Here is a 16,636-nt window from a genome sequence, read left to right as displayed (position 1 = left end):
AAGTCCGGAATTAAGGTTGCGCGTGGCGATGGGCGGCCGAGTAGTTCCCGGTCACGTAGTGCTCCAGCTGGCGCTCGATGTCGGTCAGCAGGCTGGAAGCGCCGATGCGGAACAGGTGCGGCTGCAGCCAGTCGTTGCCCAGTTCTTCCTTCATCACGGTCAGGTATTGCAGCGCCGACTTCGCGGTCGACACGCCGCCGGCCGGCTTGTAGCCAATCTGGAAGCCGGTCTGTTCGTAGTAGTCGCGGATCGCGCGCACCATCACCAGCGACACCGGAATGGTCGCGTTGACGCCTTCCTTGCCGGTCGAGGTCTTGATGAAATCGGCGCCGGCCATCATGCACACCCAGGAGGCCTTGGCCACGTTTTCCAGGGTCACCAGGTCGCCGGTGGCCAGGATCGCCTTGACGTGCGCTTCGCCGCACGCCTGGCGATACGCCACCATCTCGTCGTACAGCGCTTGCCAGTTACCGGTCAACACGTGCTGGCGGGTGATGACGATGTCGATCTCGGTGGCGCCCGCGGCCACCGACAATTCGATTTCGCGCACCTTGGTTTCCATGCTCGACAGGCCGGCCGGGAACGCGGTCGACACGGCGGCGATCGGCAGGCGGCCCTGGATCACTTTCACCGCGGGCTGGATCATCTCGTGGTACACGCACACGGCGCCGGTCGACAGCGTTTCGAGGCCGAGGGCCTGCATCAGGTCGGCGCGCAGCGGACGCATCGCCTTCATGCACAGGCGCTCGACGCGGCCCGGCGTGTCGTCGCCGCTCAGCGTGGTCAGGTCCATGCACTCGATGGCGCGCACCAGCCAGGCGGCCTGGTATTCCTTCTTGACCGTGCGGCGGTTCGCCAGGCTGGCGGCGCGGCGGTCGGCCGCGTTGCGGTTGACCTTGAGGCTGTTCACCAGGCCCAGGTCCAGCGCAATGCCGGTATTACGTTTGAAATCCAGGGGCTGGCTCATAACAGTGCGGTTCCGTTCGAAAGTGGTTTGACGCCGAGGTGCTGCGCCAGGGTGGCGCCGATGCTCGAGAAGGTGTCGGCGGTCGGCAGTTCCTGCGCCTTGACATTCGGGCCGAAGAAGATCATCGGGATGTGCTCGCGGGTGTGGTCCGAGCCAGGCGCGGTCGGGTCGCAGCCGTGGTCGGCGGTGATCACGACCAGGTCGCCATCCTTCAGCTTAGCCATGAATTCCGGCAGGCGCGCATCCAGCTCGTGCAGCGCGTTCGCATAGCCGGCGACGTCGCGGCGGTGACCGAAGTGCATGTCGAAGTCGACGAAGTTCACGAAGGTGAGCGACTTGTCGCCCGCTTCATCGGCCACTTCCAGCAGGCGGTCGAACAGCGCCATATTGTCCGGGCCTTTCACCAGGCGCGTGACGCCCTGGCCTGCGAAGATGTCGCTGATCTTGCCCAGCGCGATCATCTCGCCGCCAGCATCTTTCACATGGTCGAGCAGGGTCGGCGCGATCGGCGGCACGGCGTAGTCGTGGCGGTTCGACGTGCGCTTGTAGTCGCCGTTGGCGCCCACGAATGGACGCGCGATCACGCGGCCGATATTGTAGGGCTTGACCAGCTCATAGGCGGCTTCGCAGACTTCGTACAGGCGCTCGAGGCCGAAGTGTTCTTCATGGGCCGCGATCTGCAGCACCGAGTCGGCCGAGGTATACAGGATCGGCTTGCCTGTGGCAACGTGCTCGTCGCCCAGCTCGTTGATGACGGTGGTGCCCGAGGCGTGGCAGTTACCCAGCCAGCCCGGCACGCCGGTCAACGCTTGCAGCTTGTCGGTCAGCTCGGCCGGGAACGACGGCACGGTCTTGGGGAAGTAACCCCAGTCGAACAGCACCGGCACGCCGGCGATTTCCCAGTGGCCGCTCTGCGTGTCCTTGCCGGTCGACTGCTCGCGGGCGACGCCCCAGGCGCCAGTGAAGCCATCGCGCAGGTCGAAGCCGGGCGCCCACTCGCCGCTCGCCTTGTGCGCGGCAGCCGCGAGGCCCAGTTTCTCCAGGTTCGGCAGCGACATCGGCTTGCCCTCTTTCGCCGCCCACTTGGCGATGTGGCCGAAGGTGTTGGCGCCCGCGTCGCCGTATTTGTCGGCGTCCGGCAATGCGCCGAGGCCGAAGGAATCAAGCAGGAGGATGAATGCGCGTGACATGGTCTTCGCTCTTCCTATTCAAATGATTTATGCGTCGGCGCGCGGGGTCGAGCCCAGGCGTTCGCTCAGTTGCTCAATAAAGGCATGGATCAGCTTGACCATGTCCTGCGCCGCGACGGCGGCGTACTTCAGGGTCTGCTCGTGCGACAGCGCGAACGGCGACAGGCCTTCGGCCAGGTTGGTGATGGCCGAGACGGCGGCGACCTTCAGGCCGCAGTGGCGCGCGGCGATCACTTCCGGGATCAGCGACATGCCCACCACGTCGGCGCCCAGCGTCTTGAAGGCGCGGATTTCGGCGACGGTCTCGAAGTGCGGGCCGGCGGCGGCCAGGTACACGCCTTCGTGCAGGGTGATGCCCTTCTCGGCCGCGACAAGCTTGACCTGCTCGCGGATCTCCGCGTCATAGGCGTTGGACATGCTGAAGAAGCGCGGGCCGAAGCGCTCGTCGTTCGGGCCGGCCATCGGGCTGCCCGGCAGGAAGTTGATATGGTCGGTGATCGCGACCAGGCTGCCGGCGTCGGCTTCGACGCGCAGCGAACCGGCGGCATTGGTGACGAACAGCAGTTCGCAGCCGATTTCCTTGAGCGTGCGGATGGCCGAGGTCATCACGCCCGGACCGTAGCCTTCATAGAAGTGGCCGCGGCCCTTCATGCAGGCGACCGGGACGCCGGCCAGGGTACCCAGCACCAGTTCGCCGGCGTGGCCATGCACGGTGGAGATCGGGAAGCCCGGCAGGTCGGCATAGCTGATCGACACCGCGTCGACCAGCTGTTCGGCCAGCACGCCCAGTCCGGAACCGAGGATCAGCGCCACACGCGGGGCGAAACCCGGCTTGCGGGCGCGGATGATGTCGGCGGCTTCGAATGGGGTATTGCTGGACATGATATTCCTTGTTGAAAACTGGGTGATGTGGGATCGCGGATGAGAGAGGCAGCTGCCCAGCGCACACGAGTGCGGCGCATTTGGACAACTAGATATTATAACTATGCATGATTGGCGATATGTATGGCAAATACACTTTTTCTTCCCGATTTATATCTTTTATAGATAAATTATGCGAAGCGAGAGAGAGGTGCTTACACTGGGGGAAAGATTCGTTGACATGCTCCAAACAATTGTCTAGCATGATAAAACAATTGTCCTGGGCGCCTGACGGCGCATTTGAACGCGATGCCGAAAAAAGAACAGTTATACGAGCTGATCCGTTCTAACCCCTTCATCTCGCAACAAGACCTGGCCGGCCATCTCGGCCTGTCGCGCTCCGCGGTCGCCAACTACATCGCCACCCTGGTGCGCGAGCGCCGCATCCTCGGTCGCGCCTACGTGCTGCCCGACCATCGTCCGATCCTGTGCGTCGGCGCGGCCAACCTCGACCGCAAGCTGCGCACCATCGGCAAGCTGACCCTGAATACCTCGAACCCGGCGCGCCAGACCGAATCCTTCGGCGGCGTCGCGCGCAACATCGCCGAGAACCTGGCGCGCCTGGGCGCCCCCACGGCGCTGGTCACGGCGGTCGGCGGCGATTCGTCCGGCCGCGCCCTGCTCTCCTACGCCGACGAAGCCGGCATCGACACCCGCGGCGCGCTGCGCGTGGACGGCGCCGCCAGCGGCACCTATACCGCGGTGCTCGACGAGGACGGCGACATGCGCGTGGCGCTGGCCGACATGGAGATCAACGAGTCGCTCACGCCCGATTTCCTCGCCACCCGCGAACAGCAGCGCGCCGGCGCCGCCCTGATCGTCGCCGACCTGAACCTGCCGCGCGAGACGGTCGCCACGCTGCTGGAGGGCAGCCGGCGCGACGGTGTGCCAATGGTGATCGTCGCCGTCTCGGAACCGAAGATCGACCGCCTGCCGCGCGACCTGACCGGCCTGCGCCTGTTGATCCTGAACGTGGGCGAGCTGGCGGCCCGCGCCGGCCGCCCGCTGGCGACCGCTGCCGACATCGCCGCGGCCTGCGCCGAACTGCGGCGCGACGGCGTCCGGGACGTGATCGTCACGCGCGGCGCGCAAGGCGCCATGTTCACGACCGCGACCGGCATCGCGGCGCTCGAAGGCCAGCCTGTCGACGCGCCAGCCGTGGTCGACGTCACCGGCGCCGGCGACGCCTTCGGCGCCGCCGTCTGCTGGAGCCTGTACAACGGCCAGCCCGAGCTGGACCTGGAAACGGCCTGCCGCCGCGGCCAGCTGCTCGCCGCCATGACCATCGCCTGCGCGCAGACCGTCTGCCCGCAACTGGCGCCGGGGCTGTTCGACGCCCCGGTCCAGGACCTCGTTACCGACTGAATAAAGACCCGACCATGCAATCCTTCCTCCTGTTTTCGCCCGAAGTGGCGGCCGCCCGCGCCGCCGGCAAGCCGATCGTCGCCCTCGAATCGACCATCATCTCGCACGGCATGCCCTACCCGCAGAACGTGCACACCGCGCGCGAAGTCGAGCAGGTCATCCGCGACGCCGGCGCCGTGCCGGCCACCATCGCCATCATTGGCGGCAAGATCTGCGTCGGCCTGTCGGAAGACCAGCTCGAGACGCTGGGCTCCTCGCCCGACGCCATCAAGGTCAGCCGCCGCGACCTGCCATACGTGCTGGCGCAGGCCCGGCTGGGCGCGACCACCGTCGCCGCCACCATGATCTGCGCCGAACTGGCCGGCATCGAAGTCTTCGTCACCGGCGGCATCGGCGGCGTGCACCGCGGCGCCGAGACGAGCTTCGACATCTCGGCCGACCTGCAGGAGCTCGCCCAGACCAGCGTGGCCGTGGTGTGCGCCGGCGTGAAGTCGATCCTCGACATCGGCCTGACGCTCGAATACCTCGAGACCCACGGCGTGCCGGTGCTGGCCGTCGGCCAGCCGGCCTTCCCCGCCTTCTTCACGCGCGACAGCGGCTTCAAGGCCGACTTCCAGCTCGACTCGCCCGAGGAACAGGCCGCCTTCATCCGCACCAAGTGGCAGCTCGGCCTGAAGGGCGGCGTGGTGGTCAGCAACCCGGTGCCGGCGGAGTCGGCGATGGCGCCCGACGAGATCGACGCCATCATCCACCAGGCCCTGGGCGAAGCGCAGCAGCAGGCGGTGACCGGCAAGCAGGTCACGCCCTTCCTGCTGGCCCGCATCAAGGAGCTGACGGGCGGGCGCAGCCTGGCCACCAATATCGCGCTGGTCAAGCACAACGCCCTGGTCGGCGCGCGCCTGGCCGTGGCGCTGCACCACAAGGCTGCCTGATGAAAACGAAGAGCGGCGCGCCATGTCGATCGACCTGAAACAGCTCAAATACTTCCTGGCGGTGGCCGAAGAAAAAAGCTTCAGCCGCGCCGCCGAGCGCCTGCACATCTCGCAGCCGCCGCTGTCGCAGCAGATCATGAAGCTCGAGAGCGAGCTGGGGGTGAAGCTGTTCACCCGCACCACGCGCAGCTTCGAGCTGACCGTGGCCGGCCGCGCGCTGATGGTCGAGGCGGCCGAGCTGCTCGGCAAGATGCGCATGACGATCGACACGATCCGCCAGATCGACCGCGGCGAGGTCGGACGGCTACGGGTCGGCATCGTCGGCTCGGCGATGTGGGGCCCGATCCCCGGCCTGCTGGAGCAGTTCCAGAGCCAGTTTCCGCGCGTGAGCTGGACCATCCACGAGCTGGGCCCGAACGACCAGTGGGAAGCGCTGCGCAGCAAGCAGATCGACGTCGGCTTCTGGCGCGAGCCGCGCATCGAGCAGGACGTGCTCAAGCAGGCCAACCTGCGCCAGGAACTCTGTTTCAGGGAGCAGTTCTGCGTGGCGGTCAATGCCCGCCATCCGCTGGCCGCGCGCGACGCCATCGCCCTGCCCGAGATCGCGGGCGAACCCATGCTGACCCTGCACCTGGACCAGTCGGCCGAGCCGCGCTACCTGCTCCAGTGCTGCGTGAACGCCGGGTTCCAGCCGACCATCTTCCAGGAGGCGGCCGAGCCGCAGACCCTGCTGGCCATGGTCGGCGCCGGCCTCGGCGTGGCGCTGATGCCCGAAACCACCAGCCGCATCGGCTGGCCGGGCGTGCGCTTCCTGCCGATCCACGCCCACGCGCCATCGGCCAACCTGTACATCAGCTACCCGGCCCAGGACGATGCGCCGGTGGTGCGCGCCTTCCTCAAGATCCTGTTTCCCGAAGAACAGCCGGCCTGACGACTTCCGGTTATCTTTTTCTGCTCGGCCCGCCATGTGCGGGCCGAACCGTTTTTGTACCGCCTTCCCATAAGTCCTAGCGTAAATTGCGCATTTTTTGCGCAAGAAACCCCCGCACGATTGAGTTCAATTAACTATTTCTCAACTTTGTCTCCGGTATGATGGTTATCAAGTTCATCAATTTCTACAGGATTCCGTATGACTACAGCGACGCGGCGGTACGATGGGATCGGCGTGGAAACGGGCGACGACGCCGCCTTCGATGACATCGCATCGCTGCGCCGGGCGGTGGACGAACGCATCGACCAGCTGCTCTCCGGCAGCCCCCACGACCAGCTCACCAGGGCCATGCGCTCGTCCGCGCTCAGCGCCGGCAAGCGCATGCGTCCCCTGCTCCTGATGCTGGTCGCGCGCGACCTCGGCTGCAATTCGCCGGCCCTGATCGACGTCGCCTGCGCGGTCGAGCTCGTGCACGCGGCCTCGCTGATCCTCGACGACCTGCCCTGCATGGACGACGCCAGCTTGCGCCGCGGCAAGCCCGCGATCCACATCCAGTATGGCGAAGACGTCGCCATCCTCGCTTCGGTGGCCTTGCTCAGCCGCGCCTTCGGCGTGCTGTCGCAGGCCCAGGACATCGCCCCCGCCACCCGCGCGCGCCTGGTCGCGACGCTGGCGCAGACGGTCGGCGACCAGGGCCTGGTGCGCGGCCAGTTCGAAGACCTGCACGGCGGCGCGCGTTCGCCCGAGGCGATCGCCACCACCAACGAACTCAAGACCGGTCTGCTGCTCGGCGTCGCGGTCGACATGGCCTGCATCGTCTGCCATGCCGACGAGCAGGTCGCGCAGCAGCTGCGGGCCTTCGCGCTGGCGGCCGGCCAGGCCTTCCAGATCAAGGACGACTTCCTCGACGGCGCCGGCAACGACAGCGCCGTCACCGGCAAGGACACCGGCAAGGACGTCGGCAAGGCCACCCTGATCAACACGCTGGGCCGCGACGAAGCGCAGCGCCGCCTGGCGGCCTGCCTGGTCGAAGCCGACCGCTGCCTGAGCGCCGCCGTCGGCGCCCACGGCCGCACGCGCCGCTTCGTGTCCGGCCTGTTCGCGAAAGAAGGCAAGGGAAAGCGCTTCACCCCCGAGCTGGCCAAGGCGCGCGAGCTGCATCCGGGCGCCCAACTGGCCGAGCTGCGCCTCTCCTGAAGCCGGCGGTCCGCATGGCGCATTTCGCGGTGGTGGCCCCGGCGCTCTACAGCCACTTCAATACGCTGACGGTGCTCGCGCGCGAACTGATCGCGCGCGGGCACCGCGTCACCTTCGTGCACCGGCTTGACGCCGCCGCCTACGTGAAGGACGAACGCATCGGCTTCCATGCCGTCGGCCTCGACACCCACCCGGCCGGCTCGCTGCCGGCGATGCTGGCGCGGGTGGCCAATCCCGGCTCGCCGCTGGGCCTGCGCCGCGTGATCCACGACATGGCGGCCAGCACCGCGATGCTGTGCCGCGAACTGCCGGCCGCGCTGCGCCGGCTGCAGGTCGACTTCCTGGTCGCCGACCAGATGGAGGCGGCCGGCGGCCTGGTGGCCGAGGGCACCGGCATGCCGTTCGTCTCGGTCGCCTGCGCGCTGCCGGTCAACCGTGAACCCGGCATTCCGCTGCCCGTCATGCCGTTCATGTATGAAGACAGCGAGCGCGCCTTCAAGATCGTCGAAGGCAGCACCATGGTCTACGACTGGATGATGCGGCCGCACGAGCGCGCCATCTCCGCCGCGGCCCGGCAGCTCGGATTGGGTCCGCGCGGAAAACTGCATGACTGCCTGTCGCCGCTGGCCCAGGTCGGCCAGATCGTGCCGGGCTTCGATTTTCCGCGGCGCGCGCTGCCGCCGCATTTTCATCACGTCGGCCCGCTGCACAGCGGGGCCGCGGCGCCGGCCCAGACGCCGACAGAACTGGCGGCGCTGCTGCCGTCCGCATCGAGCACGCGCCCCTTCGTCTACGCCTCGCTCGGCACCCTGGTCAGCCAGCGCTTCGGCCTGTTCAAGCGCATCGCGCAGGCCTGCGCGCGCCAGGACGCGCAACTGCTGGTCGCCCACTGCGGCGGCCTGGATCGATCCCAGGTGCGCGCGCTCGAACGCATCGGCGACACCCGCGTGCGCACCTATGTGCCCCAGCTGGCCGTGCTGGCGCGCGCCGACGCCGTCATCTCGCATGCCGGCGCCAACACCGTGATGGAAGCCGTCGCCAGCCGCACGCCGATCCTGGCGCTGCCGATCGCCTTCGACCATCCGGGCGCCGCCGCCCGCGTGGAATACGCCGGCGTCGGCCTGCGCGCCTCGCCGCGCTTCGCGACGGTGGCCGAACTGTCGCGCAAACTGCGCCGCCTGCTCGACGAGCCAGGCTTCCGGCAACGCATGGAACCGCTGGCCGACCAGATCCGCCAGGCCGGCGGCGCGCCGCGCGCGGCCGACGTCATCGAGGCCGCGCTCGGCCTGCAACCCGCGACCCGAGGCCTGGCCAGCCATGGATGAACGCGGCAAGCCCGACTACGACCTGATCCTGGCCGGCGGCGGCCTGGCCAACAGCTTGACCGCGTGGCGCCTGCGCAGCGCGCGCCCCGAACTGCGCATCCTGCTGCTCGAACAGGGCAAGCGCCTGGGCGGCAACCATACCTGGTCGTTCCACGACAGCGATCTCGATGCCGCGCAACTGCGCTGGATCGCGCCGCTGGTCACCCACCGCTGGCCGCGCTACGACGTGGTGTTTCCCGATCTGGCCCGCACACTGGCGGGGGGCTATGCCAGCATCGCCTCGCACGACCTGGCCCAGGTCGTCGCACCGGCACTTGGCGCGGCGCTGCGCACCGGCGTCTGGATCGACGAGGTGACGCCGACCACGGTGCGGCTGGCCGATGGCGAAACCCTGCACGCGCGCGCCGTCATCGACGGCCGCGGCATGCGCGACAGCAGCCACCTCGCGCTCGGCTACCAGACCTTCCTCGGCCAGGAACTGCGGCTCGACGCCGCCCACGGCTTGACGGCGCCGGTGATCATGGACGCCAGCGTGGCCCAGCAGGGCGGCTACCGCTTCGTCTACCTGCTGCCCTTCGGGCCAGACCGCGTGCTTGTCGAAGACACGCACTACGTCGACAGCGCCGCCTGGGAGCCGGAGCGGCTGCGCGCCAACATCGCCGCCTATGTGGACGCGCGCGGCTGGCGCGTGCGCGACGTGCTGCGCGAGGAGCAAGGCTCGCTGCCGATCGTGCTGGCAGGCGACTTCGAGCGCTTCTGGGACGCGCTTCACGGCCAGCCCAGCGTCGGCCTGCGCGCCGGCCTGTTCCACCCGACCACCGGCTATTCCCTGCCGCACGCGGTGCGGCTGGCCGAGCGCGTCGCCGCGCTGCCGGACCTATCGGCCCCGACGCTGTTCGCCGCCATCCGCGCGCAGGCGCGGCAAGCCTGGGATGAACAGCGCTTTTTCCGCATGCTCAACCGCATGCTGTTCCTGGCCGGGAGCCCCGATCACCGCTGGCGCGTGATGCAGCGTTTCTATGGCCTCCCCGCGCCCTTGATCGCGCGCTTCTACGCCGGCCACCCGACCTTGGGCGACAAGGTGCGCCTCTTGACCGGCAAGCCGCCGGTGCCGGTGCTGGAAGCTTTTTCCGCCGTCCGCAAGACACAACCACATCTAATCAGGACCGCAGAATGAACCAGATGAATTTCAAGCCGAGACTCGAACCGAAGCGCGCCGTCGTGATCGGCGCCGGATTCGGCGGCCTGGCGCTGGCCATCCGCCTGCAGGCCGCCGGCATGCAAACGACCTTGCTCGAACAGCGCGACAAGCCGGGCGGCCGCGCCTACGTCTACGAGGACCAGGGCTTCGTGTTCGACGCCGGCCCGACCGTCATCACCGATCCGTCGGCGATCGAAGAACTGTTCACCCTGTGCGGCAAGCGGATGGGCGACTACGTCGAGATGCTGCCGGTCACGCCCTTCTACCGCCTGTGCTGGGAAGACGGCAGCCACTTCGACTACGCCAACGACCAGGATGCGCTGGACCGCCAGATTCATGCGCGCAACCCGGCCGACGTCGCCGGCTACCGGCGCTTCCTGGCGTACTCGAAGGCGGTGTTCGACGAGGGTTACCTGAAGCTGGGCGCCGTGCCCTTCCTCTCCTTCCGCGACATGATCCAGGCCGGTCCGCAACTTGCGCGGCTGGAGGCGTGGAAGAGCGTGTACGGCATGGTGTCGCGCTTCGTGAAGGACGAGCAGCTGCGCCAGGCGTTTTCCTTCCACTCGCTGCTGGTGGGCGGCAACCCGTTCGCCACCTCGTCGATCTATACCCTCATTCACGCGCTCGAACGGCGCTGGGGCGTGTGGTTCCCGCGCGGCGGCACCGGCGAGCTCGTGAAAGGCCTGGTGCGGCTGTTCGAGGACATGGGCGGCAAGCTGGAACTGAACGCATCGGTGGCGCGCATCGAGACCGCCGGCAATCTCGCCAGCGGCGTGCGGCTGGAAGACGGCCGCTGGTTCATGGCCGACGCCGTGGCATCGAACGCCGACGTGGTGCACACCTATGCCGACCTGCTGAAGAACCATGGCCGCGGCAGCAGCCACGGCGAAGCGCTCAAGAAGAAACGCTTCAGCAATTCGCTGTTCGTGCTGTACTTCGGCTTGAATAAACACCACGAGCAGCTGCAGCACCACACGGTATGCTTCGGCCCGCGCTACCGCGAGCTGATCAAGGACATCTTCCACGGCCAGCAACTGGCCGACGACTTCTCGCTCTACCTGCACGCGCCCTGCGTCACCGATCCCTCGCTCGCGCCGCCCGGCTGCGGCAGCCACTACGTGCTGGCGCCGGTGCCGCACCTGGGCAACGCGCCGATCGACTGGGAGACCGAAGGCCCGCGCTACCGCGACCGTATCTTCGACTATCTCGAGCGGCGCTACATGCCGGGCCTGCGCAGCCAGCTGGTGACGAGCCGCATCTTCACGCCGCACGATTTCCGCGACCAACTCAACGCCCACCTGGGTTCGGCCTTCTCGCTGGAGCCGATCCTCACGCAAAGCGCCTGGTTCCGCCCGCACAACCGCGACGCCGAGCTGCCCAACCTGTACCTGGTCGGCGCCGGCACCCATCCCGGCGCCGGCGTGCCGGGCGTGATCGGCTCGGCCAAGGCGACCGCCGGCCTGATGCTGGAAGGCGTGCATGCCGGGGTACACTCATGAGCGCCTACGCCGGCACCAAGCTGATGGAACACGCGACCCAGACCATCGCGGTCGGGTCGAAGAGCTTCGCGGCGGCCGCCAGGCTGTTCCCTCCCGCCACCCGGCGCAGCGTGCTGATGCTGTACGCCTGGTGCCGCCATTGCGACGACGTGGTCGACGGCCAGGAACTGGGCTTCGCCGCCGCCGCGCCGAGCGCCTATGGCGCCAATTTCGAGCTCGACCGCCTGTACGACGACACCCGGCGCGCCTATTCGGGCGAGCCGATGCGCACCCCGGCCTTCGCCGCCTTCCAGGAAGTGGCGCTGGGCCACGCGATCGCGCCGCGCTATGCCTTCGACCACCTGGCCGGCTTCGCGATGGACGTCAACGAGGCGCGCTACCGCACCATCGACGACACCATGCGCTACTGCTACCACGTGGCCGGCGTGGTGGGCCTGATGATGGCCTCGATCATGGGCGCCCGCGACGAGCTGGTACTGGACCGCGCCTGCGACCTGGGGCTGGCCTTCCAGCTGACGAACATCGCGCGCGACATCATCGACGATGCGAAGATCGGGCGCTGCTACGTGCCGTCCGAATGGCTGCTGGAGGCCGGCATACAGCCCGACCACGTGGCCCTGCCGCGCCATCGCGCGGCGCTGGCGACCGTCGCCGCGCGCCTGGTCGACCATGCCGAGCCGTATTACGCGTCCGCCACGCTCGGCATCGCCGCCCTGCCCCTGCGTTCGGCCTGGGCGATCGCCACCGCGCGCAATGTCTATCGGCAGATCGGGATCGAAGTCAAGCGGCGCGGCGCGCACGCCTGGGACGAACGGGTGGGCACCTCGAAGGCGGCCAAGCTGCGCCTGCTGGCCCTGGGCGGCGCCCAGGCGCTGGCCTCGCGCCTCAGCCCTGCTCGGGCAGCGAGGGCGCCGCGGCGGCGCGATCTGTGGCTGCGTCCTGGGCGCGCGGGCGGCGCACCTGGCCCTGCCGCGCCTGCAGCTGACGTTTAAGCCGGGCGACCGGCGGCGCGTACAGGAAGCCGAAGGACACGGCGCCCTCTTTACCTTCCACCGCATGGTGCATGCGGTGGGCCTGGTACAGGCGCTTGAGGTAGCCGCTCCGGGGGACGTAGCGGAATGGCCAGCGCTGGTGCACCAGGCCGTCGTGGGCGATGAAGTACAAGGCGCCGTAGGCGGTCATGCCGGCGCCGATCCATTCGAGGGGGTGGTAGCCGCGCGTGCCGAACCAGATCAGGGCGATGGCGACCCCGGCGAACACCACGGCGTACAGGTCGTTCTTTTCGAACCAGCCGGTGCGCGGCTCGTGGTGCGAGCGGTGCCAGCCCCACCCGAAGCCGTGCATCACGTACTTGTGCGCGACGATGGAAAACACTTCCATGAACGCGATGGTGGCCAGGACGATGAGCGCGTTGGAAAGCATAATGAGGGCTGCCGGAGCGGGTTGACGGGATATCAACAGCCTATCATGGCGGCCCGCGCGCACGGTTGCGCGGCGCTGCCGCAGACCGGTCAAACACGGTCAAACACGATTCACACCTAACCTTATGGAGTTTTCATGCAGTCGATCTTTCGCACCCTGGGTCTTTCCCTCCTGCTGGCGTCAGGCGTGGGCGCCGCCGGTCTTGCTTCGGCCGCGGCGATCGAGGTCAGGGTCCAGGGCGTCACCACTGCCAAGGGCACGGTGCGGGTCGCGATCTGCGACAAGGCGACCTTCCTGAAGGATTGCCCGTATGCGGCGTCGGCCGCGGCGCGCGTGGGCGAGACCGTGGTCACCGTCGACGACCTGCCGCCCGGCACCTGGGCCGTGCTGTCGTTCCAGGACGAGAACGACAACGGCAAGCTCGATCGCAATGCGCTGGGCATCCCGAAGGAGCGCTATGCCTTCAGCCGCGATGCGCGCGGGCGCTTCGGGCCGCCGAGCTTCGAGGATGCAGCCTTCGTGCTGCGTGACGAGAAGGCGGTCAGCTATATCAAATTGCGTTGATCGGCTTCAGTCCCGCAGCGGCGGCGTCGCAAGCCGCCATGCTGAGCTGGACGGCCACATTCGGCTGCTCGCTGTCGAGGCACGGATGTTGCGGCGACTTTCCGGATTGCTGAACGATTCTTCCGTGGCCGCCGGTAGCGTGATTCCAGACTGGATGTCATCCGCAACCGGACGCGGCGCCTGACCCGCTCTGTGTGCGACGGATTCTTCGGCACGCGATTTCCAGCTCGGCGCTTCCCGTGCCCGGAGGGTGACCGATGCAGGTCTTGCTGCGCACGTGCTTGCGCTGGCCGCTATGGGCGCTGCTTTGTCCACAGTAGCTGCCTTCCCTCTGCTTTCTTGATGTAATGAATATTTGGTCCGGCATCGTTTCTCGCTTGCACACGTAGTGAGATGATTTTATTCACTAAGTGCTCGACAATAGTGCCAGCGCAAAGACTGTTCGCTTGTCAGACTTCTCGTACTCTCGGCAAGGGCAGACCGCCACGCTCAGGCTCGATACTCGGTCGTGATCAGGAACACCCCGAAGCAGAAGACCGCCGCCGCAAGCAGCATCGGGATCGATGATAGTATCTTCGCGCCCATACTCGTGCGCGTCCGGCCATCGTGACGCCGCCGGTAGCCCTGGTAGCCATAGTAGAACGCCAGCGGCGGCAGGACGAAGACCGGAATGAGCAGCCAGGCCGTCAATACGGTGAGAGCGGTCAGTGCGAGCGACTTGAGCATGAGGGCCGGCCAGTAGGGAAGTTCAGTGCGTGGCGCCGCCCGTTTCGCGCACGTCGGCCTCGATGCTCACGGTCACCTCCACCGCCAGCTTGATGCCGGCGATGATGTCGTCCAGCGCCATCGACGGCGGCGCATCCGACCGCGCCGCGGCCTGCTCCGGCAGGAAAGGCACGTGGATGAAACCGGCCTTCATTGGCTGCGGCTGGCGCGCCGCATGGTGCATCAATCCATAGAACACATGGTTGCACACGAAGGTGCCGGCGGTCTGCGACACGCCGGCCACCAACCCCTTCTCGCGCAGCGCGCGCACGATGGCCTTGATCGGCAAGGTCGAGAAATAGGCGGCGGGACCGTCGGCCGCGATCGCCGCATCCACCGGCTGCTGGCCGCCGTTGTCGAGGATCGCCGCATCGTCGACGTTGATCGCCACGCGCTCGACCGAGATGTCGGGCCGTCCGCCGGCCTGGCCGACGGCGATCGCGACATCCGGATGCAGCTCGTCGACCATCGCCACCAGGTCTTCGATCGCCTGCCCGAACACGCAGGGCAACTGGCGCACCTCGACCCGGAAGCGATGTTCCCCCACCTCGCCTTCCCAGCCTTCGAGCGCGCGCACCGCTTCCCAGGCCGGGTTGATGCTGGCGCCATTGAACGGCTCGAAGCCGGTAAGCAGTACGGTCTTGATCATCGTGGCCTCACAGGTTCATCAAAAAATACAGCAGGAAGATATTCGCTATCAGGATCGGCAGCGCGCTCGGTATCTGGGCGCGGATCACCGCGTTCTTGTCGGGCAGGTCGAGCAGCGCCGCCGGCACGATATTGAAGTTGGCCGCCATCGGCGTCATCAGGGTGCCGCAATAGGCGCTGAACATGCCGATCGCCGCCATCACGGCCGGATTGGCGCCATACACGCCGATCAGCACCGGAATGCCGACGCCGCCCGCCATCACCGGGAAGGCGGCGAAGCCGTTGCCCATCACGATGGTGAACAGCGCCATGCCGATACAGTACACCGCCACCGCGACGAATGCCGAATCCATGCCGATATAGGTGGTCGTCAGGTGCGCCACCGCCTTGCCGACGCCGGCTTCCGAGAACAGCAGCCCCAGCACCGCCAGGATGTGCGGCAGCACCACCGCCCAGCTCATGGCGTCGACCAGGCGCCGCGCCTCGCGCACGCCCTGCAGCGGCGTCGCGCGCGTCAGCCAGCAGGCGGCAGCCAGGGCCACGACCGCGCCGCAGCCCATGCTGACCAGGGTCAGGTGGGCCGGGTCGAGCATGGGCAGGCCGCCAATGTGAACGTCCTTGAGCACGGTGGCGCCGATCACGGTCACCAGCGGCAGCAGCAAGGCCGGGATGAAGATGCGGTTGCCGAGCCGCGCGGCGCTGGCGCGGCGCGCCTCCGGCTCCAGCGCCTTCGGCGCGCCGGCCTTGACGCCGCCAAAGCCGGCCAGCAGCGCCATGCCTATCATCAGGGCGCCGACCGCCGCCGGCGGCATGCGCTCGCCGGCCAGGTACAGCAGGGCATACAGGCCCCAGAACAACGCGGTGGTATGGCGGCGCGGATTGCTGCGGTCCACCAGGTTCATGATGGCGACACTGGCGAGCAGGAGGCCGACCAGGATGTAGAAATGGTCGATGGTGAGGGTCATGCCGCCTCCTTCGCCGCCGACACGTCACGCCCGACCTCGCGCCTGATCTCGGCATCGAGCCGGCGCAGGTTCCAGGCATGGATCACGAAGGCGGTGATCGCGGTCGGGATGCCCCACAGCGCGATGTGCAGCGGATTGACCTCGATGCCCTCGGCCTGCAGGATCGTGTGCATCAGGACGATGGCGCCGAAGGCGACGAAGATGTCTTCGCCGAAGAACAGGCCGATATTGTCGGTGGCGGCCGACATGGCGCGGATGCGATGGCGCACGCGTGCGGGCAGGCTGCCGTGCTGCGCTTCCGCAGCCGCCTCGGCCATCGGCGCGACCAGTGGCCGCACCATCGTCGGATGGCCGCCCAGGCTGGTCAGCCCCATCGCGGCGGTGCTCTCGCGCGCGAACAGGTAGACGATCAACAGGCGGCCGGCGGTGGCAGAGCGCACCTTCGCGATCACCGATTGCGCCTGTTCGCGCAGGCCGAAGCGCTCCAGCAGACCGATCGCGGCCAGCGGCAGCAACAGGATCAACGGCAGGTTGCGCGTCTTGACGAAGGCGGCGCCGAGCGACTCGAGCAGGGCCATGACGGGCATGGCGGCCGCGACGCCCGTCACGCCGCAGGCGGCGACGGCGACCAGCACCGGATTGGCGCGCAGCAAAAAGCCGGCGACGACGACGACCACGCCGAGCAGTGGCCACAGATTGACAGCAGATTGCATGGATTCCCCGGCAATGTTCGACAAGCCGAGG

The 16,636-nt window shown here is 67.8% G+C and carries 17 protein-coding genes; 9 read left to right on the top strand and 8 right to left on the bottom strand.

From position 1 onward, the window contains the following. Positions 1-10: 10 nt before the first annotated feature. Genes deoC through xapA form a run of 3 tightly spaced genes read right to left on the bottom strand, consistent with a single transcriptional unit; the run spans position 11 to position 3,039 of the window. The gene (gene deoC / locus KY496_RS24035) at positions 11-967 is read right to left on the bottom strand and encodes a deoxyribose-phosphate aldolase (protein ID WP_071360242.1); all 957 of its coding nucleotides are present in this window, start codon (positions 965-967) and stop codon (positions 11-13) included. Beyond that, a complete protein-coding gene (locus tag KY496_RS24030) occupies positions 964-2,157 on the bottom strand; it encodes a phosphopentomutase (RefSeq protein ID WP_219862768.1) in 1,194 nt (397 codons plus the stop codon). Before KY496_RS24030 ends, deoC begins: the two co-directional genes overlap by 4 nt. Before the next feature lie 27 nt (positions 2,158-2,184). After that, complete coding sequence (gene xapA / locus KY496_RS24025) at positions 2,185-3,039, bottom strand: xanthosine phosphorylase (RefSeq protein WP_219862766.1); 855 nt, start codon at positions 3,037-3,039, stop codon at positions 2,185-2,187. A 288-nt stretch (positions 3,040-3,327) separates the two neighbouring features. Here xapA and KY496_RS24020 point away from each other — a divergent pair, with 288 nt between their 5' ends. From KY496_RS24020 to crtB, 8 genes are all read left to right on the top strand, one after another. Further along, complete coding sequence (locus tag KY496_RS24020) at positions 3,328-4,443, top strand: carbohydrate kinase (RefSeq protein ID WP_005668367.1); 1,116 nt, start codon at positions 3,328-3,330, stop codon at positions 4,441-4,443. A 14-nt stretch (positions 4,444-4,457) separates the two neighbouring features. After that, positions 4,458-5,375, top strand: a complete 918-nt coding sequence (locus KY496_RS24015) for a pseudouridine-5'-phosphate glycosidase (protein ID WP_219862764.1) — start codon at positions 4,458-4,460, stop codon at positions 5,373-5,375. Positions 5,376-5,397: 22 nt separating this feature from the next. Further along, a complete protein-coding gene (locus KY496_RS24010; protein ID WP_071360246.1) occupies positions 5,398-6,306 on the top strand; it encodes a LysR family transcriptional regulator in 909 nt (302 codons plus the stop codon). 198 nt (positions 6,307-6,504) lie between these two features. After that, positions 6,505-7,503, top strand: a complete 999-nt coding sequence (locus KY496_RS24005; protein ID WP_184235283.1) for a polyprenyl synthetase family protein — start codon at positions 6,505-6,507, stop codon at positions 7,501-7,503. A 14-nt stretch (positions 7,504-7,517) separates the two neighbouring features. Continuing rightward, positions 7,518-8,828, top strand: a complete 1,311-nt coding sequence (locus KY496_RS24000) for a glycosyltransferase (RefSeq protein ID WP_219862763.1) — start codon at positions 7,518-7,520, stop codon at positions 8,826-8,828. Next, complete coding sequence (gene crtY, locus KY496_RS23995) at positions 8,821-10,005, top strand: lycopene beta-cyclase CrtY (protein ID WP_219862761.1); 1,185 nt, start codon at positions 8,821-8,823, stop codon at positions 10,003-10,005. Before KY496_RS24000 ends, crtY begins: the two co-directional genes overlap by 8 nt. Further along, positions 10,002-11,528: a phytoene desaturase gene (locus KY496_RS23990; protein WP_219862759.1), complete on the top strand. Its 1,527-nt coding sequence runs from the start codon at positions 10,002-10,004 to the stop codon at positions 11,526-11,528. The genes crtY and KY496_RS23990 overlap by 4 nt, the downstream gene beginning before the upstream one ends. Continuing rightward, complete coding sequence (gene crtB / locus KY496_RS23985; RefSeq protein ID WP_005668355.1) at positions 11,525-12,520, top strand: 15-cis-phytoene synthase CrtB; 996 nt, start codon at positions 11,525-11,527, stop codon at positions 12,518-12,520. Before KY496_RS23990 ends, crtB begins: the two co-directional genes overlap by 4 nt. Here the strand turns inward: crtB and KY496_RS23980 are convergent. Continuing rightward, positions 12,414-12,950, bottom strand: a complete 537-nt coding sequence (locus tag KY496_RS23980; protein WP_005668353.1) for a sterol desaturase family protein — start codon at positions 12,948-12,950, stop codon at positions 12,414-12,416. The two genes, crtB and KY496_RS23980, sit on opposite strands and share 107 nt — an antisense overlap. A gap of 135 nt (positions 12,951-13,085) precedes the next feature. Here KY496_RS23980 and KY496_RS23975 point away from each other — a divergent pair, with 135 nt between their 5' ends. Continuing rightward, positions 13,086-13,514, top strand: a complete 429-nt coding sequence (locus KY496_RS23975) for a DUF2141 domain-containing protein (RefSeq protein ID WP_005668352.1) — start codon at positions 13,086-13,088, stop codon at positions 13,512-13,514. A 489-nt stretch (positions 13,515-14,003) separates the two neighbouring features. Here KY496_RS23975 and KY496_RS23970 read toward each other — a convergent pair whose 3' ends face one another. From KY496_RS23970 to KY496_RS23955, 4 genes are read right to left on the bottom strand one after another with little or no spacing between them, the layout of a single operon-like run. After that, positions 14,004-14,240 carry a hypothetical protein gene (locus KY496_RS23970; RefSeq protein WP_005668350.1) on the bottom strand — a complete coding sequence of 79 codons (237 nt, stop codon included), beginning with the start codon at positions 14,238-14,240 and terminating at the stop codon, positions 14,004-14,006. Between the two features lie 22 nt (positions 14,241-14,262). Next, entirely contained in the window at positions 14,263-14,928 is a 666-nt protein-coding gene (gene pcp / locus KY496_RS23965; protein ID WP_005668348.1) for a pyroglutamyl-peptidase I, read from the bottom strand. 7 nt (positions 14,929-14,935) lie between these two features. Continuing rightward, positions 14,936-15,892 carry a DUF979 domain-containing protein gene (locus KY496_RS23960; protein ID WP_005668346.1) on the bottom strand — a complete coding sequence of 319 codons (957 nt, stop codon included), beginning with the start codon at positions 15,890-15,892 and terminating at the stop codon, positions 14,936-14,938. Next, positions 15,889-16,605 carry a DUF969 domain-containing protein gene (locus KY496_RS23955; protein ID WP_005668345.1) on the bottom strand — a complete coding sequence of 239 codons (717 nt, stop codon included), beginning with the start codon at positions 16,603-16,605 and terminating at the stop codon, positions 15,889-15,891. Before KY496_RS23955 ends, KY496_RS23960 begins: the two co-directional genes overlap by 4 nt. Between the last annotated feature and the right edge of the window lie 31 nt (positions 16,606-16,636).

The sequence above is a fragment of the Massilia sp. NP310 genome, from assembly GCF_019443485.1.
Taxonomy (GTDB): Bacteria; Pseudomonadota; Gammaproteobacteria; order Burkholderiales; family Burkholderiaceae_D; genus Telluria; species Telluria timonae.
This window is presented reverse-complemented; position numbering and strand designations above follow the sequence as displayed.